This window comes from Microcoleus sp. N3A4, assembly GCF_036701805.1.
Classification (GTDB): domain Bacteria; phylum Cyanobacteriota; class Cyanobacteriia; order Cyanobacteriales; family Microcoleaceae; genus Microcoleus.
Genome location: NZ_JAUBRJ010000096.1, coordinates 1 through 23353 on the forward strand (window position 1 = coordinate 1; position 23353 = coordinate 23353).

Below are 23353 nucleotides of genomic sequence, written 5' to 3' on the forward strand. Positions count from 1 at the left end.
AGTTGCGCTTGGGCGCTCTTTCGTAGGCTAAGGAATGAAAAATAAATAACTTGCACAATTCAACCCCAGAAGCCTCGCTCCAAGGTAAACTATTGCTCTATTAGTCACCTTATTTATTTTTCATTCCTTATCACGGACTGGGCGATCGACATTTCTCGCAAAACTCGCCTCCACCGAAGGAATCAACTCCGATCGCCTTGCGGGGGTGGATTTATTGATACTGTTTATGATTAAGCTGTCGCGCATTTAAATTGCATATTCAGGGCGGGCGGGACGCCCACCCCACAAGAGTTTTATTGTTTTTTGACATACAGTTTAAATGCAGAACAGCTTAACGCTCTCTCTCGAAAAAACCGCCCCTACGACAATTTATAGGGGCGGGTTTTTTCAACCATCTATGCCTAGAATCAATAATCTCGTAAACTCGCCCCCGCCCAAGGAATCAACCCAGATAGCTGCGGGGTTGGCACCCCAGCCCGCCCCAAAGATCCAAGATTAATTTCTAATAACCAGTCTCCTCCTCGTACTCAGGAGTCTTAGTCTTCTCAGGGATATTCACCCGAGGAGCCTTGTAAGGCTTCGGCGCCTCATCGTCAGCCCAAGCATCCGCCTCCACATCATCCTCGTACTCGTACTGCACCACCGGCTCCTTCTGGCGAGAACTCTCAGAGCGAGTGTACTGCTTCTCCTCGTACTCTTCCTCGTAATCGTCCTCCTCGCCGCCCCAATTATCCTCTTCGTAATCGTCCTCGTCGTCAATCGGCTCGGGCTGCACCGCGCGCATCGACTGCCGCACCGGAGGCCGGTTCCACTGCGAATCCTCATCCCAAGGTACTTCCTCCATCGCAGGCTGGGCTACCTTGCTACGCATTTCCGGTGCAGGTATCCGCACGCCCGGGCCCAATTGATGGTCTGTAGCCACGGGTTTCGGGTAATAACCTTGCTCGTCCTCTTCCCGTTCCCAAGGTGCTTGGCCCAAACCGACGCGCTCCAGCAAACCCACGCTAAGCTGCCTGAGCCTTTCCTCGGAACCTTCAAATACAATCAAGCGATTCGGGCCGCTGCTGACAATTTCCTCAATCCCCAACTCGTAAGTGCTGAGAACTTGGTCGGGGATTTGAGGGATTCCCAGGGAAGCGATAATTATAGAAACTAACTTACCGTCTTCGGGGTCGAACCTAAAGCCCCGCACCCTACCTAAAAGTTCGCCGGTTTCGGTAATAACTTCGCTGTTAATCAAAATGCTGTAGACTTCAACATCAACATCATCTTCGATCGCGCTCTCATCTTCCACCAACAGCACGTCACCGATTTCGCTGACATTGTTGAGGAACATAAACCTCGGCATTCCAGCGACCGCGAATATATTATCACGCAGACCGATCGCCACAACTTCCCGTCGGTCAATGTCCACCCACAATTGACTAACCACACCCAGGCGTTTACCTCTGTCGCGGGTGATGACTTGAGTGCCTAGAATATCGGAGCGTTGGCAGATTTGTTCGGATGTCATTCTAACTTTAATCCTGATTTATTAAGTACATATATCACTCAACACGATCAGTCGATTTTAGATTTTAGATTTTAGATTTTAGATTTACTCCACAGATGAATGTGGGAACTTGAACCTTGGTCTAAAATTTCGATCTATCCACGACTGTTGTCGGCGGCTTGTATCCGTTTTTGGGTAGGGTCATCAACAGACACTCCGGGACTACAACTTCAGTCCGATGACTTGAGTATAAGCTCCCCGTGCTTGAGTAACGCCAATTGTACGCTGGGCCGATTGAATCATAGGTCGCCGCAAACTCACAACAATAAACTGGGCTTGTTCAGACTGCCGTTTTATCATTCTAGCTAATCGCTCCACATTTGCCCCATCCAGAAACATATCCACTTCATCAAAAGCGTAGAACGTAGACGGGCGGTAGCGTTGCAGCGCAAAAATAAAACTCAGTGCCGTCAGCGACTTTTCGCCTCCAGACATGGAAGCCAGCCGCTGTACGGGTTTGCCCTTCGGGTGAGCGACTAAATTCAAGCCGCTGCTGAAGGGGTCTTCCTGGTCATCTAGCTGGAGATAGCCGTCGCCTTCGGAAAGTTCCGCAAAGATAGTCTGAAAGTTCTCGTTAACCGCGTCGAAAGCTTCTTTAAAAGCGCGCCGCCTGAGTGTGGTAAAATTTTCGATTCTCAACAGCAGTTCAGTGCGTTCTCCTTCCAATGTCGTCAATTTTTGACTCAATTCTAGAAGGCGTTCTTGAGTGCGGTTGTACTCTTCCAAGGCTAGCATATTGACTGGTTCTAAAGCTTGAATGCGTTTGGCGATCGCCTTTACTTCCTGCTGCAATTCCGTCAAATTGGCTTTCTCGACATTTTCAGGAATCGACGGCACCGGGTCGGGCATTTCCGCCCGCTGCGTTTCCAATAGAGTGCGGATGGCGGCTAATTGTTCCCGGCGTTCTTGCTGGGTTTCGTGGAGTTTTTGCAACTGCCACTGTAACTGCTGTTTGGCTAAATGCTTCTCTCGCAATTGAGATTCCGCCCGATCGCGCTCTCCCTTCTGCACGCCCAATTTTTCCTCAATTTCCCCCAAAGCCGCCTTAGCTTCGGCAATTTGCCGGTCGAGTTCTAACTGCTGCGAAACAATGCGATCGATCGCATCCGCCCCCGCGTTTTGCTGCACTTGCCAATCCTGCAATTTCTCGCTACCTTCCTTAATTTTGTCTTCCAAACGCCCGAATTGATTTTCCAAGTCTACAAGGCGTTGCTGGACGTTTCTCAGAGCCAATTCTCGCTCTTGCAGTTGCGCTTCCAGAGCGCGCAAACTCGATTGCATTTGCTGCCATTCGCTGTGACTGTTCGACTCTTCCAACTGCGCCAAAGTTTGGCGGTACTGCTGCAATTGAGTTTCCTGTGCGGGCAATTCTCGTTCCAGCAACTGCAATCTCGATCGCGAATTAGTTAATTCCTGTGTATTTTTGGCAATTTGCGATCGCACTTGTTCCTGTTGCGCTTGCAAATTCTTAATTTCTGAATCCAACTGTTCCAAGCGCAACTGATTTTCGCGCAAATTTTGTTTCGCTTCCATCAATTCTTGGCTGCGAGTTTTGACTGCAACAGACGCGCGATCGATCGCAATTTTGCACCGTTCCAAAATCCGCTCAATTTCCTCCAACCTTTCTTGCAGAGATGCGATCGTCCGCGCTTCACTAGCAGCCTCGCTAGCCTCAACCGTGCCAAAATGCAAGGTAGATCTGTTAGTAGAACTTCCCCCAGTCATCGCCCCGCTAGTTTCCAAAATTTCCCCGTCCAAAGTGACAATCCGGTACTGTCCCAAATAGCGGCGCGCGTCGCTGAGGTTGCTAAACACAACCGTACTGCCAAAAACGTAAGCAAAAATTTCCTGATACCGCGAATCGCAGTCAATCAAATTAACAGCCGCATCCACAAACCCAGCCGCGCGCCGCAAATTTTCATTCACCGAATACCTGCCGCCTCTAATTTTATTCAAAGGCAAAAACGTCATCCTTCCCGCCCGTTTTTGTTTCAACAATTCGATCGCAGCAGCCCCCACGCTGTCATCTTCCACCACCATATTTCCCATGCGGCCGCCCGCCGCAATTTCCAGCGCCAACTGATAGCGCGGTTGCACCCTGCCCAGTTGAGCCACCAAGCCGCAAACTCCGCCAATTCCGCTTTGCGCGACAATTTTTGCAGTAAACGTTCCCGTCGCTTCTTGCATTGCTTGAAACTGCACTTCTAGTTTGTCTAATTTGCGCTGTCTTTCCCGCTGTTCTTCCAACAAACGAGTTTGAGTTTCCTGTTGCAGTTGCAATTCTTGTTCGGCTTCGACTAAAATCTGATTCAGCGATTCTACTTGCAAAGATGCAACGCCTTTGGTTTCCACAAGGCGAGATTGCTGCTCTTTTTTCGCTGCAATTTCCTGTTCCAATACTTGCAGCGATTGGTTTTGTTCTTGAATTTGACTTTGCAGGCGATCGGCTCTTTCGCCAATGGTAGCTTGTTCTGTACGCTGCGGTTCCAAAGTTTGTTGAATTGTTTCGATTTGGCGGTGCAGTTCCGTTTGCTGCTGTACCCAAACTTCGGCCGTCGAGGCGATCGCATTTGCAACTTCCCGACTTTCATCTAAACTTTGCTGGGCTGCGTCCCGCTGTTCCTGCAAAGTTCCTGTTTGAGACTTAACATAAGATATTTCAATCTCAATTTGCTCCAAACTTTGCCGGAATTGTCGAACTTCTTGCTCGGTTTGTGCTATGTTCGCCGCCATTTGCCCAGCAGTTGTTTCCAAATCCTGTTTGCGGTTTTGCAGTTGCCGCCGTTCCGCTTCCTGAGTCGCAATCGTCGCTTGCAAAGCCAACAATTCCGACTCTCCCAAAGCTTTAACGCGCGCATTCAGCGCGTCAAGTTCGGCGGTTGCTTCTTGAATTTGGGTGCTAATTGCTTGCAGTTGTTCGGTGAGAGAAGCCGAAGTGCGATCGCCCGTTTCGATTTGTTCTCGCAGTTTCCATTCTTGCTGCTGCAATTGACGGAATTTCAGCACTATTTCCCACTGCGACTTTTCTTGAAATTCCGCCCGCAATTTTTGATATTTTTCCGCTTTTGTGCGATCGGAAGCAAGTCTATCGCGCTGAGAAATCAGCTCTTTTTCTACAATACTGCTGCGTTCTTCCACCTCTTTAACTTCATCCAATTTCTGCCTAGCTAAAGAGATTTTGCGATCGAACTGAGCCACCCCAGCCAATTCGTCAATGATTTCTCGGCGTTCCTTAGAATTCATCGAAATAATGCTGGTAACGTCTCCTTGCAGCACGACGTTATAGCCTTCGGGATAAATTCGCAAGCGGTTGAGTTGTTCGTGAAGTTGAGTCAGCGTGCAAGGTTGGCCGTTAATGTAATAAGTTGAAGTGTAAGTACCTTGGCGAGTTACCCGAAGTTTGCGGGTTACACTCCACTCATCCGATTTTGGATTTTGGATTTTGGATTTTTTATTAGTAGCGAGTAGTTGTCCGTTGTTGTCTTGAGTTGCTGCGATCTCAATCTCTTCTACGTCTTCAACAGATAACTCTTCCGATTTTCGATTTTCGATTTTCGATTTTCGATTGACAGGAGATGATTGGCCGTTGTTGTCTTGAGTTTCGGCAGTTTCTATCCCTTCGGCTTCTTCAACAGATAGAGGCGATTCTGGATTAGCAGCGAGTAGTTTTCCGTTGTTGTCTTGAGTTTCGGCAATTTCTATCCCTTCAACTTCCTCTGCTTCAACAGATAACTCTTCCGATTTTCGATTTTCGATTTTGGATTTTCGATTGACAGGAGATGATTGGCCGTTGTTGTCTTGAGTTTCGGCAGTTTCTATCCCTTCGAGTTCCTCAGCTTCCACAGATAACTCATCTGCTGGATTTTCCTCCTCATCTTCATCCCGGGCAAACCATTCGTCGCCCACATCTTCCAGCGCAAAAGTCGCAGTCACGCTAGCTTCGATCGTACCGCGTTTGTTTTGAGCGCTGTTCACCAAATCCGGCAAACGTTCGGCCCGCATTCCCTTAGAAGTCGAAAGTCCGAGACAAAACAGCAAAGCGTCGAGGATGTTGGACTTCCCAGAACCGTTGGGCCCGGAAACCACAGTAAAACCAGGCAGCACGGGAATGGACGTTGTGCCGCCAAAAGATTTAAAGTTAGTTAGTTCGATCCGTTTAATGTGAACCATATGCTAGGAGTAGCTTTGGCTCTAGGTTGTTGTCACAGGGTAGCACAGGCACTGGGGCGATCGACAATGTGTGAACTTTCCGGCATTGTCGATCGAACCGATATCTTACACCTTTGTCAACAACGTAGCCGGTCTGTACTTATTGGGACAAAAACCAAAGAAACCCGGTTTCTCTAAAAAATCTTGGGTTTGACAGCAAAGTATCTAGGAAGAAACCGGGTTTCTAGCCTTCTGTGCCTGAGTCCTGGCTTAAACAGCTTATTGACAGTGGTGCAACATCTGTGCCCCGAGCGACAGGCAGAAACAAAGGTAAATTTTGATACAGATAACTCAATGAGACTCGATCGGCATTATTTGTGCGATCGTACCTGAAAGCCTCACCCCTAGACAATGCCAGCAAATATAATGCCTGGAATTTCTAAGTTACCCCTAGACATATAAAAACTTTCCGGTAAAATCGAAACCAAAATTAATAATGTATAAAGTAACGAAGCGCATATGGAGGGCAAACCCATTACACCAGCTCTGAACTCGTCTAATCTGTCAGCTTCACCTGAAAGTGACGAACAAGTATTGCAAATTTGGGGTCGCGAGCCCCTTAAAGGACACGTCAAAATCAGCGGCGCCAAAAACTCGGCCCTAGTCGTCATGGCAGGAGCCCTGCTATGCCCAGAGGATTGCCGTCTCCGCAACGTTCCCGGTCTAGTCGATGTCGCCCGCATGGGGCAAATTCTCTCGGCTGTAGGAGTCAAATTACAGCAGAACGGCGACGTTTTAGACATCAACGCCAGCAACCTCATAGACGCTCAAGCCCCCTACGAATTAGTCAGCCAACTGCGGGCGAGCTTCTTCATCATCGGCCCACTCCTAGCGCGTTTGGGGTTTGCCAAAGTGCCCTTGCCCGGTGGGTGCGCCATCGGCGCGCGACCCGTCGAACTCCACGTTCGCGGTCTGCAAGCCCTCGGTGCCGAAGTCCACATCGACCACGGCACGGTTCACGCTTACGTCAAAGGGCCGAACCGCCGCTTGAAAGGAGCCAAAATTTATTTGGACTACCCCAGCGTCGGCGCAACTGAAACTTTGATGATGGCGGCGACTCTGGCTGAAGGAGAAACCGTGATTGAAAATGCGGCTCAAGAGCCGGAAGTCGCAGATTTGGCGAATTTCTGCCGCGCTATGGGAGCAAAAATTCAAGGCGCCGGCACGAATACGATCGTCATTTCGGGAGTTCCCAAGCTGCACGCAGTAGACTATTCAATTATTCCCGATCGCATTGAAGCCGGAACATTTTTAGTAGCAGGAGCCATCACTCACTCCGAAATCAGTTTGTCGCCGGTAATTCCCGACCACCTGACCGCAGTCATTGCCAAATTGCAGACAATTGGGGCAAAAATTATTGCCGAATCCCCCGACATTTTGCGGATAGTTCCCGGCAAAACTCACTCCGCCACAGACATCGAAACTCTGCCTTATCCCGGTTTCCCCACAGATATGCAAGCTCAGTTTATGGCTTTGCTGACGCTGAGCGAAGGAGACAGCTTGATCAAAGAAACCGTGTTTGAGAATCGCTTGCGCCACGTAGCAGAACTCAACCGCATGGGCGCCGACATTCGCCTTAAAGGCAATGTCGCGATTGTGCGCGGAGTGTCGCGGCTGTCTGGTGCGCCTGTAGTGGCCACAGATTTGCGGGCTTCGGCGGCGTTAGTGCTAGCGGGACTTGCAGCCGATGGTGTCACCACCATCAGCAGCTTGCAGCACTTAGACCGCGGCTACGAGCAGTTAGAGGTGAAACTGCAAAAATTGGGAGCTAAGTTGCGGCGCGTCAAAGAGGGCACAGACCCGGCGACTGCTGAGGCTCCTGTCAATCCCGTGCGATCGAGTTTAAAGTAGTTGTTAGTGGTTATTTGTTAGTGGTTATTTGTTAGTAGTTATTTGTTATTGGTTACTAGAAATAACAAATAACTACTGCCAACTGCCAACTGCCAACTGCCAACTGCCCAATGACCAACTGACTAAAATGTTGAACATACCGCTCATCGGTTTAAAAGCAGACCAGTTTCGACACCCGCTAGACTTGGAAGCTACCAACAGTCTCAAACAACTGCCCGGGCTGGATTTGATGGTGCGGCAGTTGCTGGGACAACTTGGCGAACAGTTTTTCATGCTCGAAAATCTGGCTTCTAGCGTCCAAGTCGGCGAAAATCAATTGCCCCACCTGCATCAATTGCTGTTGGATGCCTGCAAAACTCTTGATTTGGAACCGCCGCAGCTTTATGTCCGCCAGCATCCGATGCCGAATGCTTACACCTTTGCGATGCGGGGAAAACAGCCTTTTGTGGTGATGCACACTTCTCTGATTGATTTGCTCACAGACGAGGAAGTTAAGGCAGTAATCGCTCACGAGTTGGGGCATTTGAAGTGCGAGCACGGAGTTTACCTGACTCTGGCTAATTTAATTGTGTTGGCCGCAGGTCAAATTTCGCCTGTGGGAACTGTTCTCGCCCAGGGTTTGCAGGCGCAAATGTTGGAATGGTTGCGGTGTGCCGAATTTACGTGCGATCGCGCCGCCTTGCTCGCCACTCAAGACCCAAAAGTGGTAGCATCGCTGTTGATGAAACTGGCCGGAGGTTCGCCGACTTTAGCTCCGAAACTGAATGTCGATGCGTTTTTGGCGCAGGCGCGGGCCTACGACGACATCAGCAGCACTCAACTGGGAGAAATGCTCAAACAAGCTCAGACGGCTCAGTTGTCCCATCCAGTACCAGTATTGCGCGCCAGAGAGATCGATCGCTGGGCAAGTTCAAAAGATTATGAATCTCTTGTGCAAAATCGATCGGTGTGTTATGATGGTGAAACCAACAAAAAGGGCGGGTGGCGAAATTGGTAGACGCATCAGACTCAAAATCTGACACCGAAAGGTATGAGAGTTCGATTCTCTCCCCGCCCACTGCTAAAAAAGCTTAATAAATCTAGGGTTCCAGATGATAAGTCTGGAACCCTAATTTATATGGCATCGGGCATCGGGCATCGGGCATCGGGCATTTAACTAATAACCAATAACTAATAACTAATAACCAATCACTAATGATTTTATGGGTGAAATCGCCGCTTTAGGCGCTGCATTTGTCTGGGCTCTATCTTCCACCATCTGGCAGCGAGTAGGACAGCAAATTCCAGCAGTGGTGCTAAACTTGCTCAAAGGCGCGATCGCCCTTTTCATGCTCCTTGCAACCGTACTAATTTTAGGCAAATCTTTACCAGCAGTCAACCCTAATATTGTAGCAATGCTGCTCATCAGCGGCGCCCTAGGAATTGGCATCGGAGACACCGCTTTCTTTATCGTATTAAAATATTTAGGCGCGAGGCGAACGCTGCTTTTAGAAACCCTATCTCCCCCTTTAACAGCTTTATTTGGCTTAATATTTTTGCAAGAAAACTTATCGCCCGTTGCTTGTACAGGCATTCTTTTAACAATCTGCGGCGTAGCTTGGGTAATTGCAGAACGAACAGCCGAAACAACCTTACCATCAAAACATCTTTGGCAGGGATTAGCCATTAGTTTATTAGGACAAACAGCCCACGCCGCTGGGGCAGTTTTATCCCGCGCCGCCTTCACTCAAATAGATATCGATCCCCTGTGGACTGCAGCCTTGCGTTTGAGCGGCGGCATGGCAGTCATGCTGTGCTTTTTGAACCCAACAAATTTGGAGACTTTCCAACAATTAAAAGCGCCAAAAATATTAGGTGCAATAATTCTAGCCGCTTTTTTAGGAACCTATCTCGGGATTTTCCTGCAACAGATTTCGCTGAAATATGCACCCGCAGGAATAGCTCAAGCACTCATTTCTACCAGTCCCCTATTTATCCTGCCTCTAGCCGTGCTGGCGGGCGAAAAAGTGAGCTTTCGGGCTGTTTTGGGGGTAGTTTGTGCGATCGGCGGAATCGCGCTATTATTGGGTTTGAAGTAATTAGATGTGAGACTTGAGATTTGAAATTTTAGATTTGATACCAGTTCCCAAAAAGAATGAAACTGTAGGTCTGCTCCCAACCATGATAGTCATCAGTGATTCCCCAATCTAAAATCTAAAATCTAAAATCTAAAATCGTATGACTGATTATAAAGGCGATCGACAAACTAGCAATTTAGCCGCTATTAAAAAACAAATCAATTGGCTTCACCAACAGCCAGACGGCATCATCTTTCAAGAAAACTCCGGCGACAACTGCATAGCAGTCAAAAAAATAAACTCAGTCCTATTACTGCTTTTAGCAGACCGAGAAACTTTAATCACAAATGTAGCTCAATCACTCCTAGACCTCAACAATCCACTAAATTTGATTTTTCCCTATAGCCGAGCAATGATGCTAGCATTAGTATGGCAAAATCAACCAAAAAAAATCTATATAATCGGATTTGGTGGCGGCAGCATCCCCAGATTTTTTCACCACTATTTCGCTAACGCGATCGTCGAATGTACAGATATTGACCCCACAGTAGTCGAAGTTGCTCGCAAGTTTTTTGGCATTCAATTCGACGACAGACTAAAAGTAGCGATTCAAGACGGGCGCGAATATCTTGCCCAACAAAATCCAACAGTAAAAAATGATATAATTATCGTGGATGCTGGCTTTGGCAGCGGCTATATGCCCTATAGATTGGTGACACAAGAATTTTACCAACTGTGCAAAACTCGCTTGTCAAGGGCAGGTGCTGTAGTTGTCAACCTGTTCCACAAACAAGAGTTTAACGCAGCGGCGGTGAAAACCATTCAAACTGTGTTCGCACAAGTTTATATATGCAATTTAGAAACAGGTAACAGCATTGCGATCGCGACTAATGCTCCTGATTTAGCTAAAAATGAAATATTTTTGAAAGCCGAACTTATTCAAGATTTCCACAATTTAGGATTTTCCTTAATAGAAATGTCGCTTCAGCTCAAAAAATTAGCCCAATTGCCGGAATGGGTGAAAAATTGGGAAACGCTGCCAATTTTTACAGATGCTGAAATACCCGCAGGTTATTTGGACTGATAAATATACACAATTAGGGCTGTTGACAATCAAGCATCCAGGATACAAGCCCCCGGATTCATCCGTCCAGAAATAAAAAACCTGTATCCGATAAAGGAACCCCCGAATTTATTCGTGGGGTGAATGCTTCAATTCTTTAATCTAAAATCTAAAATCTAAAATCGCGCAATCGATTGACGCCATCACACAAAAAGCTCTAATTGTAGGGTGCTTATGGGCGCACCATCGCTATGCCTGTAGCAAATCCCAATCTGTCAACAGTTGATAGTAGGAAACATCTGTCTCAAAAATACTTGACAGTGAAATTATGGCGGTGTACTATAGAAGTAGTACAAACAATTAAAAACATGAGACTAAAAAGTTGGGAGTCTCCCCGCAGTGAGGGCAGAAACTCCAAAGGCAAAGGCGGAGCGGCAAGAGCTCGACAGCTCAAAAAGCAACAGCAAACTCTGCGAAAACAGTTAAAAGCTCAACACGATCGACCAAATCACCAACAAAACCACCAACCAAACCATCAAGGGAAGGAAACCGATAATTCCTTCCCTTATTTTGTATCTTTCTGCAGCAGCTCAATCCCGCTGAATGTTCGGACAAATCGTGCGAGTAATGCTCGCCTGCGAGGGTTGCTCTTGCCAGCAGTTGAGAATGCCTTGCAACTCCCCCTTCAAAGTTTCTAACGCTGCAATTTGCCCGGAAATTGCCTCTACCTTCGCCGTTAGATGCTGCTTCGCTTCAAAACAAGGCAACTCTCCCCGATCGCGAACTTGTAAAATATCCTTAATCTCCTGAAGGCTCAAACCCAGAGCCTGAGATCGTCTAATAAACGCTAACCTGTTGAATACCGCTTCCCCAAACAACCGATAACCAGCGGGCGATCGCTCCACCGCAGGAGACAGCAAGCCCATCTCCTCATAGTAGCGAACAGTTTTCACCGACAAACCGCTACAGGCAGCTACGGAGCCAATTTTGTACAGTTTCTCGGCAACAGAAATATTCATAAATCAAAAAGAGCGAGGATCGAAAGACTTTCTTGCCCTATCTTTAACTGTCTCAGATGCAGCGAGTCGATCGCCACCTCGCCCAGTCGCCATTGCCCGGTAATCTTAATAAGGAGGATTTTTTTTAGATGCGTTAAGCACGGGCAACTGGGGCCGAGAAGACTGAGGAGGAAGATAGTATTCAGGAGCAGGTGCGGGTTGTTCGGCTCCAGAGCGGTAAATTTGCCACCAGCGGAGAGCCATCGCCACCCCAGCGGTACCCAGCCCAAAAGCCAATAAAGAGCCGCTCGCACCGATGCTGCCGATCGCTGCATCGACCACGCCCACTGTCACAATAAAGCTGGTAATTGGCTCTCTACGGTAAGCTGACCTCAAAAGTCGCGTCCACGAAGCATTCATTTGGTTTTACTCTGTTCTATATTTATTTACAATCGCTAAAACTTAGAGTTGGCGGAACGATCGGGATTTCTAGCTCAGATACTAGCTTAACCTAAATTTATATTCTCGCCTGTGGGGAATTGTACGGGAGCGAGGCGAAATTGCCAAGCTTGTCAAATCAAAATTTCACCCGAGATACATCCAAAAGCCAGCTCTTGCATTCGGTGCACCGATCTCTCTCGACAGAGGAGTCGCTGGGCTTGTTTTTCATTAATATTCTAATCAATTCCCGAATTTGTCGCGGTCAGCAGAGGTGACACCCGCTGCGGGAAGAGTCAAGACAAAGTGTGATGCTGACCGCGCCAAACAGCTAAAATTAGTTGAGACCTAACCAGGACAGCAACCCCTGCCCTGTGACATACTCGATAATTAAAGTTAGGGAAAAACCAATCATCGCGGCTCGACCGTTAAGGCGTTCCGCGTAGCTGTTGAAGCCAAACTTTGGCTGTTCCAGTTTGGGAGTGACGGTGGGTTGTAGTTGTGTCATTGCTTTGGGTACCTTGCGATCGACGCTATTCAAATGTGAAATCGAATGTTAGTTACAAATCTTAAACATTGCTGCTTCTATTATAAAGAGGGTTAACCGCCGTCAACCGTCCCCGAAGAGAAAAAACTGCTGCCCACTAAAGCCACTTAATTATATCCGCTCAAAATATGACTAATCAGTTAGATAACGATAAGCTTCCCGCAGCAGCACAGCGAGTTGCCTTTGCCCTCCGTACAGCAGGCTGGGTTTGTTTCTGGGTACAAGCAGTGCTGGCCGTGGTGGCGGGGCTAATTTTGCTGCTGGCAATCCCGTCTGCTCTTTCGAGTGGCGCCTCCGGTACAAGCCAAACCAGTGCTGGAACGGGGGGAGGTGTATTGTTGGCTGTGTGCGGGCTTTTAGCCCTGGGCTACAGCGCCTATCGGGCTTTTAGCTTTACTCGCTTGTCTAGAAAACTACGATCGCCCGCTACCGGTGTCCGCCCCAAAAGGACAGACACGATTCAACAAGTGCGGTTGACACTTATGAGTAATTTGTCGGGAATGCTGCTGACACTGCTGGGAGCAGAAGCGATCGGCGGTACGCTATTCGTGAAATCTATATCTCAGCCACAAGTTTTGTTCGGCGCAGCAGTCGATTTCAGTCGATTCATTCAGCCGCTCGATATATTTGTAGTGCTGGCAAACATTCACGCTACTGTTGCTCACTTTGTCGGAATTGTCGGGACTCTTTGGTTGCTCGATCGCATATACAAACAGTAGTTATTGGTGAGGGGCAACCGATGCCCGATGCCCGATGCCCGATGCCCGATGCCCGATGCCCGATGCCCGATGCCCGATGCCCCACTCCCTCACTCTCCCCCAACTGACATCCGGAATCACTGCCAAGCTATCGAAGAACGTACTCAGATACCTTCTAGCAAGACAACACAAATATCATGGCACTGAAACCCGAGGCTTATTTTGGGGTGACAGATCACGCAACTATTGAAATTTCTCAAGAAAGCTTTCGTTCTGTCCTCGGTCAAATAGAAGTTGAACTCCTCTGTAGCGACACCTACAGCCACGCTCTAGCTAGCTTGCAAACAATGTTGGGCGAAGCAGCCTCCGCTGCCGAAATTTTAATTAGAGCAGTTAGCAGAGAAGCAGTCAAGATCGCATTCGATCGGTTTCCCAAACAAAACAAAATTGAACCGCAAGTAGCCGAAGAGAGTTTTGTTGCTGTAAGTTCCGCCATTGAGACGGTGACAGAATTTAGAGAATTGGAGCCACCAGTACCTGTTCCTGTCTTCTATTGGCGCAGCGCTACTTTGGAAGCGCCCCCTACAACAGAGTCCGACACTGAAAATTACGATCGAGACATTAACACTTCTGAAGACACCAAACAAGCGCCCCAAGACACAATTCAAGTCGAGTCGGCTGCACCTGCAACTGTTATCGCCCCCGGAAAATCCTTCCCAAGATTCGGTTTTCCCAAGAAGCCGAAAAAACTCACCAAGGAAGAAGAAGCAGCAATAGCAGTTCAACAGCGAGAAGAGTGCCTGCGGGAGTTGGGTAGAGAATTGCGAAAGGGACGGCAAATTCGCTCCCTATCTCTCCAACAACTTCACAGTCAAACTCTCGTGCCGCTGCACCACATCGAATCGATCGAAAATGGGGAAATCGACAAACTGCCCCAAGACATTTACGTTAGAGGTTTTATCCGCAGGCTGGGCGACACCTTGGGACTAGACGGCAGCGCTATGGCGAATGCTTTGCCCAAAACCGCTCCTAGCCTAATTCCCAGCACGTATTTGTCTGTTTCCGACTCGGAGTCGGCGGAAGGTATTCAAATGCATCCGGTGCATTTGTACCTCGGCTACACCGCTTTGATGGTTGGGGCTGTAGGGGGTTTGGGTTGGCTGTCGCAGCAACCCGTGGTGCCCGGAGCAAAGGCAGTACCTCAACCGCAGGTGACACCGCCAGCCTCAGTTGCACCGGCTCAGAAGAGCCAAGAAAAAGCACCTCAACCGGGTTTGAAGAAGTCTACCAGTCACGGGGGAATGATTGTGGGGGCTGATATGGCGCCACCGGAGGTGATTTTTGGTTAGTGTGTGTCCGGCGATCGATCGTCCGACTACTCTTTTGGTGCAGGTGAACTGGGAAACCGGGTTTCCCAGTTCACCTGCATAGGGATACTTGCTTGAAGAAATGAGTCCTGGAGAGCAATTACGGTTGAGATTTTAGTTCAATCCCCCACCTTCATCCATCTGTAGAGTCAATTCTAAAATCTAAAATCTAAAATCTAAAATCGCCGGGCCGTGTACCCAAAGTGAATTTTCAACTGCATCAGGAAACCCGATATGTGAGATAAACTATCTATTTGACCAGTCATTTCGAGGTTTCCGATAAGATGAGTTCCCCAGCCACCGCTGCTTTCTCCGCTCTCGATCCGCTATCTACTCAGTCCCCAACAGTCACGAGTTTGGCTGCACCAGACAGTGCTTTGGTAACGACTGCTCAACTGCCACAAAAATCTTGGACAATAGAAGATAGCGAGAAACTGTACCGCATTCAAGGTTGGGGCGAACCCTATTTTTCGATCAATGCTGCCGGTCACGTTACAGTGTCTCCCAAGGGCGATCGCGGCGGTTCCCTCGACTTGTGCGAACTGGTAGAATCCCTCAAACAGCGAAATTTGGCTTTGCCCCTGCTGATTCGATTTTCTGATATTTTGGAAGACCGGATCGAGCGCTTAAATTCGTGTTTTGCCAGAGCGATCGCCCGCTACAATTACAAAAATGTCTATCGCGGTGTCTTTCCAGTCAAATGCAACCAGCACCGACAATTAATTGAAGATTTGGTGCGTTTCGGTCAACCCCATCATTTCGGACTGGAAGCCGGATCGAAACCGGAATTAATGATCGCTTTGGCGACATTAAAAACCCCAGGCGCTTTGTTAATTTGTAACGGTTACAAAGACCGCGAATACATTGAAACTGCTATTTTGGCGCAGCGGCTGGGGCAAACTTCCGTAATTGTCCTGGAGCAAATTGAGGAAGTAGAACTCGCAATCGCAGCGAGCAAAGCATTAGGAATTAAACCGGTTTTGGGAGTGCGAGCAAAACTCACTACCAAAGGCGTTGGTCGCTGGGGAGGCTCCACGGGCGATCGGGCAAAATTTGGCTTGACAATTCCTGAAATAATCCGCGCAGTTGGCGAACTAGAAAAAGCTGGAATGCTCGACTGTTTGCAGTTACTGCACTTCCACATCGGCTCTCAAATTTCCTCAATTAGCGTCATCAAAGACGCCATTCGAGAAGCCAGCCACATTTATGTAGAATTAGCTAAATTGGGAGCTAATATGAACTACTTGGATGTAGGCGGCGGACTCGGCGTTGACTACGACGGCTCTAAAACAAACTTCCACGCTTCCAAAAACTACAATATGCAAAACTACGCTAACGACGTAGTAGCGGGAGTGAAAGATGCCTGCGACGAGCGGAAAATCCGGGTACCAATTATCATTAGTGAAAGCGGGCGGGCGATCGCTTCTCACCAATCAGTGTTAGTTTTTGACGTACTCGGTACTAGCGATGTCCCCAGAGAAGTACCAGAACCAGTAGACGAAAACGCGCACCAAATTCCGCGCAATCTCTACGAAATTTACCAATCTATCACTCCCGAAAATTACCAAGAAGTTTATCACGATGCTATCCAATTCAAGGAAGAAGCAGTCAGTTTATTTAACTTAGGCTATTTGGGAATTGCGGAACGGGCGAAAACCGAACAGTTGTACTGGGCTTGCTGCGATAAAATACAGGCGATCGCGCGGCAGAAAGAATACGTATCGGAGGATTTGGAAGACTTAGAAAAGGTGATGGCGTCTATTTATTACATCAACTTATCTGTTTTTCAGTCAGTACCGGACAGTTGGGCAATTAACCAATTGTTCCCAATTATGCCAATTAACCGACTCGACGAAGAACCAACTCAGCGCGGTATTTTAGCCGATCTCACCTGCGACAGCGACGGCAAAATCGACCAATTTATTGATTTGCGAGATGTCAAGTCGGTTTTGGAACTGCATACTCTCAAACCTGGAGAACCTTACTATTTGGCACTATTTTTGGGAGGTGCTTATCAAGAAATTATGGGCAACCTTCACAACTTATTCGGCGATGCAAATGCAGTTCACATTCAGCTAACGCCTTCTGGCTATCATATCGAACACGTTGTGAAAGGAGACACTATGAAAGAAGTCCTCAGCTACGTACAGTACGATTCAGAAAGTTTGGTTGAAAGCATCCGCCGTCAGACAGAAGCAGCTTTGCAGCAAAATAAAATTACTCTTTCCGAGGCCCAACTTTTGCTGCAAAATTACGAGCGGAGTCTCAGTCAATATACTTATCTTCAATCTTAATATCAATTCCGGTTGCACTCCTCCGGAATAGTTGACTGTTGACTGTTGACTGTTGACTGTTGACTGTTGACTGTTGACTGTTGACTGTTGACTGTTAAAAATCTCAAATCTCAAATCTGTTGACTCGGGGTCAAAAAACTGAATGGTTGAGTGTTAACTGTTGACTCTATTTTATGATTCCGATGCAACCTGAAACGATATAAAATGTAGGGTGCGCCTAGCGCACCTTACCTTTAGCAATTAGCAATTACCCATTATTCAGCATTACCGAGAATTTCTGCGATCGCCCGCCGCTCTTCTCCGTGTTGAGTCGGTAAAACTTGGCGAGCGTCAGTAATCAGCCAATCGAGAGCCGCAGCTTGCAAATCGATCGCAGCCCCGGTTTTATCAACGCAGTAGCGCCCGAACACCAGTTTGTCAACCAACCGCACCTCCGGGCCCAAACGGGAATACTCAAAAATCACGCTGTTTTCCACAGTGGCGCCACTGCAAAGCCAACAATTCGGGCCGATCATTGTCGGGCCGATAATTTTTGCTCCATCCTCAATGATCGTCATCCCGCCAATGTAAACAGGCCCAGTAATATCAACTTTATCCCAGTTCACAGCTACATTCAAACCAGCGTAAACGCCGGGGCGCACTTCAATTCCCGGAATCGAAACATTTTTCACTTGTCCGAGCAGCACGCTCTGAATTGCTCGCCAATAGTCAGGAACTTTGCCGATATCCACCCACTCAAAGTCCATGCTAATCCCGTAAAAAGGCGCGCCTGCTTCTACTAACTTGGGGAATAACTGCGAACCGATATCGTATTCTTTGCCCGAAGGGATATAATTGAATATTTCCGGTTCAAAAATATAAATGCCAGTGTTAATGTCGGTACTCAGAGCTTCCTCTACAGAAGGTTTTTCTTGGAAAGCTTTGATTTTGCCAGAATCGTCTGTTACCACCACTCCGTAACTGGGAACCTCCTCGCGAGAAACCGATTTCATCACAATAGTAGCGATCGCCCCTTTTTCCCGGTGCCACTTCACAGCAGCAGTCAAGTCCAAGTCAATCAAAGCGTCGCCGCACAGCACCACAAAAGTATCGTCAAAAAACGGCGAGAAGTCCTGAATTCGTTTCATGCCGCCAGCCGAACCGAGAGCGTCTCCAATCATTTCTCCATCCTCAATTCGCCCTTCAAAAGAATAGGCAATTTGTACCCCAAACTTTTGACCGTCGCGGAAGTAGTTTTCAATCACGTCTGCCAAATGGGAAACATTGACCATAATCTGGTCAAATCCGTGCTGGCGGAGTAATTCAACCAAAAACTCCATCACTGGCTTTTGCAGGATGGGAATCATCGGTTTGGGTATTGTCTGAGTAATGGGACGGACGCGAGTGCCTTTACCTGCCGCCAGAATCATCGCTTTCATTCTTAACTTCCTCAACCCTCTGTTAATTGATATCAACTCAACAATTAGATGCTAGCGGTTGCGAGCGAACCGATCGAACGCGGCAAAATCCTGACCTCTTTATAGGCGATATCGTACCAGGCTATCAATCATTTATTCCCAATTTACCTGGATTTAACGCACCAGGAATCAGAAATCAGAAATAATATCAAGTCCGGGTGAATGCACGTACAATTGCCGTAGTAGCGGGTTCGGCGGGATAACTCTCAAGAGTTCGAGAGACTGGTAAACCCGCCCCGAAACCCAATTTGATGTCCCTCCAAGTTCACAGCGCCCGGATTTTGAGGTCTTGGTAAAACTCCTCTTGAAGCAACTCTACTTTAGACTGAGCCGACAGCAGCAACAGCGCCCAAAAAATACCAACGCGGTCATAATTTGGCAAGTGAACTTCCCCAGTCGATACCGGGAGTTCTGGGTTGATAGGAGAGTGCAAATCCTTATGATGCCAAAGTTCCAGCAGTTGTTCCAAGTCGAGCCAACCCTCGTCAATTTCCTGGCCCCGCTGAGCCAGAAACCGATCGAGTTCAGTAGCAGTTTCCACCAAATTTTCTTGGTGAGCTAGCTCAAAGATAGCCTGGGCCGCTTGCGATCGCATTTTTGAGGTAGGGCGGCGCCGGGGGGTAACTGTCTGCTCCATTGCTGCTTTCATTAGCTGCAACTGCTCGATCAGTTCTGGGAGAGTCACCGGGCGTTTTTGGGGTAGTTGGGCTACACCGCGACGGCGCAATTGCCGCTCCAAATGCTGCGGCAAGTGTCGCCCGCCTGAGCGTTCTGCGTCTTCGAGTGCCGCCTCGTCTTCCGAGTCGGGATTCGCGGGGGGTTCTGAGAGGACGATACTTTCTGCTTTGAGCAAAACCAGCATTGAAGCGTACAAAAACGCTTGGCCGGAGTGGGACAAATCGGAGAAATCCGTACTCTGATCGGCATCGCAGGCGTTCGTAAGCTTGCTCAAACATCGATCGAACACTTCAATTACCTTAACGTCCCAAGGATTGATTTCTCCCCGTTCTGCGAGGTCAATTAAAATTGCGATCCCCTCGGAAATCGTTTCTAAACCATCTTGGTCTCTGGAAACGGCCATTCGATTTTAGATTTTAGATTTTAGATTTTAGATTTTCCCTCTCCCAAAATGAGAGAGCATATCAATTTAATTGGCGGTTATTTCAGCAGTTGTGGCCTGACTCGCTGCTGTGTCTAAACTTGTCGGTTCTGCACTTTCTAGCAAAGGTTGTTTTACTTCTACTTCTGCTTTATAGCGTTCGATATCTTGTTCTAATTCCTGAATCCGCTGCTGTTTTTCGCGAGCTTGGCGGATCTCTTGGCGGGACGCGAGCGTTCGCTGCATTCTCGACCACAGACTGAACAGCCACGCTAGTGTTGCCCCTAATCCTGCCGCTACAATTAGTTCTATGCACAGCGGAGCTTTAACTTGGACGCCTTTGATAACTTGAATTGCGACGGGCTCTGTATTTTCGATGCTGAACAATACTAGAGCCAAGCAAATCACAAAGATGAAGAAGAAATTTAGCGATCGCATTTTCTCTGTTCCTAATTCTCAATGCCTGTTAAGCAAATTGTTTACTCTTTGTCAACTGTTTTTTGGCAGATGTTCCGGTTTTTTTGATAATATCAAATATGGTCAATTCACCATAATATCCGGGGATGGGCGGGTTTATTGGAGTTCTGAGAGTTGATTGAAGATATTGGTTAACCCGCCCCTGCACGACATATCCTGTTTAGGTTTGACCGATGTTTTGCGGTTTCTTGCCGATTAAGAGTGCGGGCAATATTTGATATTTCAAAGCAATGCCAGCCGCCACAAATAAGCTAATAATCAATGCCCCAATTCCTACGGGACTCGGAATCCAGAATATCGCCTCCAAATAGTTAACTTCCCCAGGTTTGAGCTTCCAAACTAACTGTTTTCCCTGTTGATAGCTTTCGGGAACCAGCGCACCGGCGACAGTTTCAATACTTTCGGCACCCCAAGGCGTGTTTAAGCTAAAGTCTAGCTCCAAAAGTCCCCCCGGGCTCAGCAGGAGACTGCCGTTAGAGGAAAGCAGAGAAAGAGAGCGCAAATCCAATTCCAAACTCAACCGATTTCGCAGCACCAATAACAAATTATTCTGCTTGACATTCAGGTGAGATTCAAACTTCGGCAAATCGGTTTCTAGCGGACTTGCGACCCTAGATTTTGCGGTTGGTGCGATCGGATTGTAAAATTGGTTGAACTTGTCTTGCAACTCGGCTCCATTATTGAAAGGAATCGTCACTAGAACTTCTGTATCGGAAAGCCGTTTAGTTTTTCCGTCCAGCAACCTCACCCGGCGTTCTACGCTTTTCAACCATTCTGCAACTGTTTGGCTGCTGAAGCTCGTCAACCTTTCCCCCAGTTTAATGTGCTGCACGATTTCGCCGTGAGTTTGACTGTCAAAGTTGACCCCGACATCGTACTGAACGCACCCAGTCACTAAAGTTAAAAGGCAAAAAACAAAAGGTAAAAGAAAGAAAAAGTGCTTTTTCCTCTTCCCAGTTCCATCCTTGACATTTTGCTCTTTCATTGTACCTTTTTCCCTGTTTTTTCCTATTTGCATGAATTAGCAAAGCGTTGAATTGCCGACACTGTTTCTATGTTTGTTTAACTGGTTCCTAGGCTCTGCCTGGGAACCCATGTCCAGAGGCTTTGCCTCGCAAGCTTTCATCCAAATTCGAGGCAGAGCCTCACGATATGTATTACCAGGCAGAGCCTGGTAACGAGTAAAACCGCACTGAACTTATTGCCTGGAAGCTACACCCAACTGTTGAAACAGGATACTCGGCAAATAGGCTGCACCGCCTATCCATTCGGCTTCGCTACTCAAATCTGCCAAATTTTTAAACGCTTCAAAAATGCTGCCTGCCACCATTGTATTCTTGACGCGGCCGACAATTTTGCCTTTTTCTACTTTATAGCCTAAGTCCAAATTGACAGAAAATTCGCCAGCTAACTGATTGGACTGACCGGCACCTAAAACCTGCTCTACTATTAGACCTTCGTCCATGCTAGCAATCAAGTCTTGAGTGGCGGTATTTCCTGGGGAAATGCAAAAGTTAGTCAAATCAGGGCCCGGGCGAGACAATCCGCCGCGAAAACCGTTGCCAGTCGATCGTACACCAGCGCGAGCGGCCCACCTGCGATCCCAATAAAATCCGGTGACAGTACCTTTGTCTATCAAGACTTTGCGGGTGGTGGGGGTTCCTTCGTCGTCAAAGGGACAAGCAGAAGGGCCTATAGTGGGGTCTTCAAAAAAGGTAAAGCGTTCGTCAAATAAGGTTTCGCCGATTTTGTCTGCTAGGGGAGAGGCTTTTTGAACTACTGCTTGACCTGAAAGGATGGTATCAAACAGGCTGCCGAGGGTGCTGGCGGCGGCTCTGGGGGTAAATAATACTGGGTAGGAACCGCTGCTGATGGTGGCTGAATGTTCGGCGAGGCGGTATTTTTCGAGGAGTGATTGGAGGATGCTGTCGGTGTCTAGGGGCCGATCGCGCGCTACGTCGTAACTGTATGCTTGCATAAAGTCTTCTCCTTTTACCAAATTTCCGGCGATCGAGCCGCTGACTATTTGGCTGCTTCTTTCGGCATACACGTCTTGCGTCGTGGCAATTTTGACGATGCCGCTGCGGACGTGAAAGCCCACATCTACCATAATATCGGGATTGTAGGCGTGAACTTGCTCGATGAGGTTTTTGCCGTTTTCGACTAATTCGGCAGTTGTGGGCGGAGTGTAGGTGGTTTCCGGGCCTTTTAGCTGGAAGTTGGAGGCGAGTTCAAATTCTGCGGGGTCGCCGATTTCGGCTGTTTGAATCGCTGCATCTACTAAATCGTCTATCCGCGTTAAATCGGTGGAACTGGCAAAACCGATTTTGCCATTGTAAATCAGCCGGAGTGCTACGCCTTGCAGGGCTTTGGTTTGCAGGGATTTGAGGCGATTGTTTTCAAATTCGATCGGCGTATCTTGACTCGACAGGTAGTATACTTCAGCGGCATCGGCGCGCCCAGATGCCAATTTCAATATCTGTTCTATGGTGGAATCGCTCACAATAATCGCCTTTCTGGTTGGTCTTTGTTTTATTTTAGCGATTTTGGGTGTGGCCAGAAACCGGCTTTTTTCCAAAAACATCTATACACCACCGGAAAGCTGCAAAAAACCCGGTTTCTTTGATTTTGGGTGTGGCCACAAACCGGGTAAAACCTCGCGCGACCTCTGTCAACTGTCAACTGTAGAATGCGATCGATATAATTAAATTAGATCCGTGAACGAGGTAAACTATGCCGCTAACTGCAACCGAATATAAATATGTGGAATTAGATGAGAAGAATGTGCCTATCATCAAAGGGACTACGATGAAAGTAGTTGAACTAATTACTTCGGTAAAAGCTTACAGCTTGAACCCTGAAGAATTACTAGAAAGCTATCCCCACCTAACTTTGAGCAAAATTTACTCTGCTTTAGCCTACTACTGGGATCATAAACAAGAGCTTGATGCCGATATGCAGCGCCGATTCGAGTATGCTGAAAAGTTGCGATTAGAAGCGGGCGAATCTCAAGCGGCTAAAAAACTCCGCGCCCAAGGACTAATTAAATGAGCATAGCTTTGTACATGGATGAGAATGTGCCTCTACCGATTACCAATGGACTGAGACAAAGAGATGTAGATGTTTTGAGAGTTCAAGAGGATAACCATCAAAACACGCCAGACACTGTTAAGTAGTTAAGCAAAATTAATTACATAATTATCTCCAAATTCTTTAAGAATTCTTTCTACAGATGAAACAAGAGAT

20 protein-coding genes and 1 tRNA gene are annotated in these 23353 nt (G+C 47.7%); 11 read left to right on the forward strand and 10 right to left on the reverse strand.

What is annotated here, in order from left to right; translation table 11 throughout:
- Positions 1 to 502: 502 nt before the first annotated feature.
- Together QUA56_RS33055 and smc are read right to left on the reverse strand one after the other, a co-directional pair.
- The gene (locus QUA56_RS33055; protein ID WP_333367180.1) at positions 503 to 1513 is read right to left on the reverse strand and encodes a PRC-barrel domain-containing protein; all 1011 of its coding nucleotides are present in this window, start codon (positions 1511 to 1513) and stop codon (positions 503 to 505) included.
- A 201-nt stretch (positions 1514 to 1714) separates the two neighbouring features.
- Positions 1715 to 5722, reverse strand: a complete 4008-nt coding sequence (smc, locus tag QUA56_RS33060; RefSeq protein ID WP_333367183.1) for a chromosome segregation protein SMC — start codon at positions 5720 to 5722, stop codon at positions 1715 to 1717.
- 498 nt (positions 5723 to 6220) lie between these two features.
- Here smc and murA point away from each other — a divergent pair, with 498 nt between their 5' ends.
- The 5 genes from murA (at position 6221) to QUA56_RS33085 (ending at position 10753) form a co-directional block, all read left to right on the forward strand.
- Positions 6221 to 7612 carry a UDP-N-acetylglucosamine 1-carboxyvinyltransferase gene (gene murA, locus QUA56_RS33065; RefSeq protein WP_333367187.1) on the forward strand — a complete coding sequence of 464 codons (1392 nt, stop codon included), beginning with the start codon at positions 6221 to 6223 and terminating at the stop codon, positions 7610 to 7612.
- A gap of 127 nt (positions 7613 to 7739) precedes the next feature.
- Positions 7740 to 8609: a M48 family metallopeptidase gene (locus tag QUA56_RS33070; protein WP_333367189.1), complete on the forward strand. Its 870-nt coding sequence runs from the start codon at positions 7740 to 7742 to the stop codon at positions 8607 to 8609.
- Positions 8588 to 8669: transfer RNA gene (locus tag QUA56_RS33075), tRNA-Leu, on the forward strand. Before QUA56_RS33070 ends, QUA56_RS33075 begins: the two co-directional genes overlap by 22 nt.
- A 145-nt stretch (positions 8670 to 8814) precedes the next feature.
- Complete coding sequence (locus QUA56_RS33080) at positions 8815 to 9690, forward strand: DMT family transporter (RefSeq protein ID WP_333367192.1); 876 nt, start codon at positions 8815 to 8817, stop codon at positions 9688 to 9690.
- Positions 9691 to 9829: 139 nt separating this feature from the next.
- Positions 9830 to 10753 (forward strand): fused MFS/spermidine synthase, encoded by a 924-nt coding sequence (locus QUA56_RS33085; RefSeq protein WP_333367195.1) that lies wholly within the window; start codon positions 9830 to 9832, stop codon positions 10751 to 10753.
- 569 nt (positions 10754 to 11322) lie between these two features.
- Here QUA56_RS33085 and QUA56_RS33090 read toward each other — a convergent pair.
- From QUA56_RS33090 to QUA56_RS33100, 3 genes are all read right to left on the reverse strand, one after another.
- Complete coding sequence (locus QUA56_RS33090; RefSeq protein ID WP_333367197.1) at positions 11323 to 11751, reverse strand: heavy metal-responsive transcriptional regulator; 429 nt, start codon at positions 11749 to 11751, stop codon at positions 11323 to 11325.
- Positions 11752 to 11856: 105 nt separating this feature from the next.
- On the reverse strand, positions 11857 to 12150 hold the full coding sequence (locus tag QUA56_RS33095) for a hypothetical protein (RefSeq protein WP_333367201.1): 294 nt from the start codon (positions 12148 to 12150) through the stop codon (positions 11857 to 11859).
- A gap of 355 nt (positions 12151 to 12505) precedes the next feature.
- Positions 12506 to 12676: a hypothetical protein gene (locus QUA56_RS33100; RefSeq protein ID WP_172186391.1), complete on the reverse strand. Its 171-nt coding sequence runs from the start codon at positions 12674 to 12676 to the stop codon at positions 12506 to 12508.
- A gap of 167 nt (positions 12677 to 12843) precedes the next feature.
- Here QUA56_RS33100 and QUA56_RS33105 point away from each other — a divergent pair, with 167 nt between their 5' ends.
- The 3 genes from QUA56_RS33105 to speA all read left to right on the forward strand — a co-directional run bounded on the left by QUA56_RS33105 (position 12844) and on the right by speA (position 17074).
- On the forward strand, positions 12844 to 13434 hold the full coding sequence (locus tag QUA56_RS33105) for a DUF3611 family protein (RefSeq protein WP_333367204.1): 591 nt from the start codon (positions 12844 to 12846) through the stop codon (positions 13432 to 13434).
- Positions 13435 to 13610: 176 nt separating this feature from the next.
- On the forward strand, positions 13611 to 14762 hold the full coding sequence (locus QUA56_RS33110) for a helix-turn-helix domain-containing protein (RefSeq protein ID WP_333367208.1): 1152 nt from the start codon (positions 13611 to 13613) through the stop codon (positions 14760 to 14762).
- 302 nt (positions 14763 to 15064) lie between these two features.
- Entirely contained in the window at positions 15065 to 17074 is a 2010-nt protein-coding gene (gene speA, locus QUA56_RS33115; protein WP_333367211.1) for a biosynthetic arginine decarboxylase, read from the forward strand.
- Positions 17075 to 17328: 254 nt separating this feature from the next.
- Here speA and QUA56_RS33120 read toward each other — a convergent pair whose 3' ends face one another.
- Positions 17329 to 18492 (reverse strand): NDP-sugar synthase, encoded by a 1164-nt coding sequence (locus QUA56_RS33120; RefSeq protein ID WP_333367214.1) that lies wholly within the window; start codon positions 18490 to 18492, stop codon positions 17329 to 17331.
- 26 nt (positions 18493 to 18518) lie between these two features.
- Between QUA56_RS33120 and QUA56_RS33125 the strand changes: the two genes are divergently transcribed.
- Positions 18519 to 18677, forward strand: coding sequence for a hypothetical protein (locus tag QUA56_RS33125; RefSeq protein ID WP_333367217.1), 159 nt, complete (start codon positions 18519 to 18521; stop codon positions 18675 to 18677).
- A gap of 119 nt (positions 18678 to 18796) precedes the next feature.
- Here QUA56_RS33125 and QUA56_RS33130 read toward each other — a convergent pair whose 3' ends face one another.
- The 4 genes from QUA56_RS33130 to QUA56_RS33145 all read right to left on the reverse strand — a co-directional run bounded on the left by QUA56_RS33130 (position 18797) and on the right by QUA56_RS33145 (position 22610).
- On the reverse strand, positions 18797 to 19612 hold the full coding sequence (locus QUA56_RS33130; RefSeq protein WP_333367220.1) for a segregation/condensation protein A: 816 nt from the start codon (positions 19610 to 19612) through the stop codon (positions 18797 to 18799).
- A gap of 66 nt (positions 19613 to 19678) precedes the next feature.
- Positions 19679 to 20068: a LapA family protein gene (locus tag QUA56_RS33135; RefSeq protein ID WP_333367223.1), complete on the reverse strand. Its 390-nt coding sequence runs from the start codon at positions 20066 to 20068 to the stop codon at positions 19679 to 19681.
- Positions 20069 to 20267: 199 nt separating this feature from the next.
- Positions 20268 to 21092: a DUF3153 domain-containing protein gene (locus QUA56_RS33140; protein WP_333367226.1), complete on the reverse strand. Its 825-nt coding sequence runs from the start codon at positions 21090 to 21092 to the stop codon at positions 20268 to 20270.
- Between the two features lie 213 nt (positions 21093 to 21305).
- Complete coding sequence (locus QUA56_RS33145; protein WP_333367229.1) at positions 21306 to 22610, reverse strand: TldD/PmbA family protein; 1305 nt, start codon at positions 22608 to 22610, stop codon at positions 21306 to 21308.
- A gap of 230 nt (positions 22611 to 22840) precedes the next feature.
- Here QUA56_RS33145 and QUA56_RS33150 point away from each other — a divergent pair, with 230 nt between their 5' ends.
- Both QUA56_RS33150 and QUA56_RS33155 read left to right on the forward strand, forming a co-directional pair.
- The gene (locus QUA56_RS33150) at positions 22841 to 23158 is read left to right on the forward strand and encodes a DUF433 domain-containing protein (protein ID WP_333367232.1); all 318 of its coding nucleotides are present in this window, start codon (positions 22841 to 22843) and stop codon (positions 23156 to 23158) included.
- A complete protein-coding gene (locus QUA56_RS33155; RefSeq protein ID WP_333367235.1) occupies positions 23155 to 23283 on the forward strand; it encodes a DUF5615 family PIN-like protein in 129 nt (42 codons plus the stop codon). The genes QUA56_RS33150 and QUA56_RS33155 overlap by 4 nt, the downstream gene beginning before the upstream one ends.
- The last annotated feature ends 70 nt before the right edge of the window (positions 23284 to 23353 follow it).

What these genes read in the sequence shown, in the direction of transcription:
- QUA56_RS33055 (WP_333367180.1), bottom strand. Translation starts at nt 1,513, where the DNA reads ATGACATCCGAACAAATCTGCCAACGCTCCGATATTCTAGGCACTCAA.
- smc (WP_333367183.1), bottom strand. Translation starts at nt 5,722, where the DNA reads ATGGTTCACATTAAACGGATCGAACTAACTAACTTTAAATCTTTTGGC.
- murA (WP_333367187.1), top strand. Translation starts at nt 6,221, where the DNA reads ATGGAGGGCAAACCCATTACACCAGCTCTGAACTCGTCTAATCTGTCA.
- QUA56_RS33070 (WP_333367189.1), top strand. Translation starts at nt 7,740, where the DNA reads ATGTTGAACATACCGCTCATCGGTTTAAAAGCAGACCAGTTTCGACAC.
- QUA56_RS33080 (WP_333367192.1), top strand. Translation starts at nt 8,815, where the DNA reads ATGGGTGAAATCGCCGCTTTAGGCGCTGCATTTGTCTGGGCTCTATCT.
- QUA56_RS33085 (WP_333367195.1), top strand. Translation starts at nt 9,830, where the DNA reads ATGACTGATTATAAAGGCGATCGACAAACTAGCAATTTAGCCGCTATT.
- QUA56_RS33090 (WP_333367197.1), bottom strand. Translation starts at nt 11,751, where the DNA reads ATGAATATTTCTGTTGCCGAGAAACTGTACAAAATTGGCTCCGTAGCT.
- QUA56_RS33095 (WP_333367201.1), bottom strand. Translation starts at nt 12,150, where the DNA reads ATGAATGCTTCGTGGACGCGACTTTTGAGGTCAGCTTACCGTAGAGAG.
- QUA56_RS33100 (WP_172186391.1), bottom strand. Translation starts at nt 12,676, where the DNA reads ATGACACAACTACAACCCACCGTCACTCCCAAACTGGAACAGCCAAAG.
- QUA56_RS33105 (WP_333367204.1), top strand. Translation starts at nt 12,844, where the DNA reads ATGACTAATCAGTTAGATAACGATAAGCTTCCCGCAGCAGCACAGCGA.
- QUA56_RS33110 (WP_333367208.1), top strand. Translation starts at nt 13,611, where the DNA reads ATGGCACTGAAACCCGAGGCTTATTTTGGGGTGACAGATCACGCAACT.
- speA (WP_333367211.1), top strand. Translation starts at nt 15,065, where the DNA reads ATGAGTTCCCCAGCCACCGCTGCTTTCTCCGCTCTCGATCCGCTATCT.
- QUA56_RS33120 (WP_333367214.1), bottom strand. Translation starts at nt 18,492, where the DNA reads ATGAAAGCGATGATTCTGGCGGCAGGTAAAGGCACTCGCGTCCGTCCC.
- QUA56_RS33130 (WP_333367220.1), bottom strand. Translation starts at nt 19,612, where the DNA reads ATGGCCGTTTCCAGAGACCAAGATGGTTTAGAAACGATTTCCGAGGGG.
- QUA56_RS33135 (WP_333367223.1), bottom strand. Translation starts at nt 20,068, where the DNA reads ATGCGATCGCTAAATTTCTTCTTCATCTTTGTGATTTGCTTGGCTCTA.
- QUA56_RS33140 (WP_333367226.1), bottom strand. Translation starts at nt 21,092, where the DNA reads ATGAAAGAGCAAAATGTCAAGGATGGAACTGGGAAGAGGAAAAAGCAC.
- QUA56_RS33150 (WP_333367232.1), top strand. Translation starts at nt 22,841, where the DNA reads ATGCCGCTAACTGCAACCGAATATAAATATGTGGAATTAGATGAGAAG.
- QUA56_RS33155 (WP_333367235.1), top strand. Translation starts at nt 23,155, where the DNA reads ATGAGCATAGCTTTGTACATGGATGAGAATGTGCCTCTACCGATTACC.